Here is a 1,876-nt window from a genome sequence, read left to right as displayed (position 1 = left end):
CTTGGCCTCCGACTTCCCGCTGCCGTGCGGGCGCGCGACCTCGCCCGCGGTCCCGCCCGCCTGACCCGGGCGCTCGGGATCACCGGCGACGACGACGGCACCGACCTGCTCGACCCCGCCTCCCGCGTGCGGCTCCTGCCCGCCCCGGAGCCCCCGGCAGCCGTCGCGTCGGGCCCGCGCGTGGGAGTCGCGGGGGAGGGGGCGGCCACCCCGTGGCGGTGGTGGGAGACGGGGGGCGCGACGGTGTCCGCGTACCGTGCAGCCCAGCCCCGCAGGCGGTCGCCCCGGACCGCCTCGCCCGTCACGGCGGACACCCCGCCGGCCCCGACGCCGGAGGGCGAGCCCCCGGCACCAGGAGGAGCACCGTGAGCACGTCGACCGGAGCGGTCTGGCAGGACCTGCAGCGCCGAGGCCTCGTGGCGGTGAGCACCCCCGAGGACGCCCTGCAGGCGGAGCTCGCGGCCGGGCCCGTCGGGCTGTACTGCGGCTTCGACCCCACCGCGCCCAGCCTGCACGTCGGCCACCTCACCCAGGTGCTCACGCTGCGCCGGTTCCAGGAGCACGGCCACCGTCCCTTCGCCCTGGTGGGCGGGGCGACCGGGCTTATCGGGGACCCCCGGCCCACGTCGGAGCGCACGCTCAACTCCGCCGAGCAGGTGCGGGCCTGGGTGGAGCGCATCCGCGACCAGCTCACGCCCTTCCTCGACTTCGAGGGACCGGCGGCGGCGACCATGGTCGACAACCTCGACTGGCTGGGCGGCATGAGCGCGCTGGAGCTGCTGCGCGACGTCGGCAAGCACTTCCGGGTGAGCAAGATGCTGGCCAAGGAGTCCGTCAGTGCCCGGCTGAACAGCGAGCACGGGATCAGCTACACGGAGTTCAGCTACCAGCTGCTCCAGGCGGCGGACTTCCTCGAGCTGTACCGCCGGCACGGGGTGCGGCTGCAGACGGGCGGGTCCGACCAGTGGGGCAACCTCACCGCGGGCGTCGACCTGCTGCACCGGGTCGAGCGGCAGCAGGTGCACGCGATGGGGACGCCCCTGGTCACCAAGGCGGACGGCACCAAGTTCGGGAAGTCCGAGGGGGGAGCGGTCTGGCTGGACCCGGCCATGACCAGCCCCTACGCCTTCCACCAGTTCTGGCTCAACAGCGACGACCGCGACGTCATGGCCTACGTCCGGTACTTCACGACGCTGGACCGTGACGAGGAGGAGCAGCTCGCCCTCGACCTGCAGGAGCGGGCGCACCTGCGGGCCCCGCAGCGCCGGCTCGCCTCCGAGCTTACGGCGCTGGTGCACGGTCCTCAGGTGCGGGACGCCGTGGAGGCAGCCGCCGGGGCCCTGTTCGGCGGGGGGGACCTCCGGGACGTCGACGAGCGCACCCTGCTCGACGCCACGGCCGAGCTGCCGTCCGCCGAGCTGCCCGTCGGTGCCTCGGTGGTGGACGCCCTGACCGCGACCGGCCTGTCCCCGAGCCGCTCGGCCGCCCGGCGGTCCATCGCCGAGGGCGCGGTGTCCGTGGGCGGCAGCAAGGTCGCCGGCGAGGACGCGGTGCTCGCGGCCGAGGACTTCGTGCACGGCCGCGTGGCGGTGCTCCGCCGCGGGCGCCGGACGCTGGCGGCCGTGCGGCTCGCAGCCCTCTGACCAGGCGATTTGACCTCGTGGACGTCTGCCCGTAACTTTCTCGTTGTCGCCCCACGGGGAGCGCCGGACACCACGAGGTGGACGGAGCCACGCAGCGGCCGGACCGCCGAGAGGCGGTAGGCCCGGGCGGCCACCCTAGCCCCAGAGACACCCTGACGGGTCGATCTGGTGAGCACCTGCTCCTTGAGAACTCAACAGCGTGCCAAAAATTGATGCCAGATATGTTCGGCTGG

2 protein-coding genes are annotated in these 1,876 nt (G+C 74.1%); both read left to right on the top strand.

From position 1 onward, the window contains the following. Positions 1–369: DNA-3-methyladenine glycosylase (locus WCS02_RS20035; RefSeq protein WP_340296058.1), on the top strand; the 369-nt coding region annotated here is incomplete at its 5' end. Next, positions 366–1,643, top strand: coding sequence for a tyrosine--tRNA ligase (gene tyrS, locus WCS02_RS20030; RefSeq protein WP_340296056.1), 1,278 nt, complete (start codon positions 366–368; stop codon positions 1,641–1,643). The genes WCS02_RS20035 and tyrS, both read left to right, overlap by 4 nt. The last annotated feature ends 233 nt before the right edge of the window (positions 1,644–1,876 follow it).

It is taken from the genome of Aquipuribacter hungaricus (genome assembly GCF_037860755.1).
GTDB lineage: Bacteria > Actinomycetota > Actinomycetes > Actinomycetales > JBBAYJ01 > Aquipuribacter > Aquipuribacter hungaricus.
This window is presented reverse-complemented; position numbering and strand designations above follow the sequence as displayed.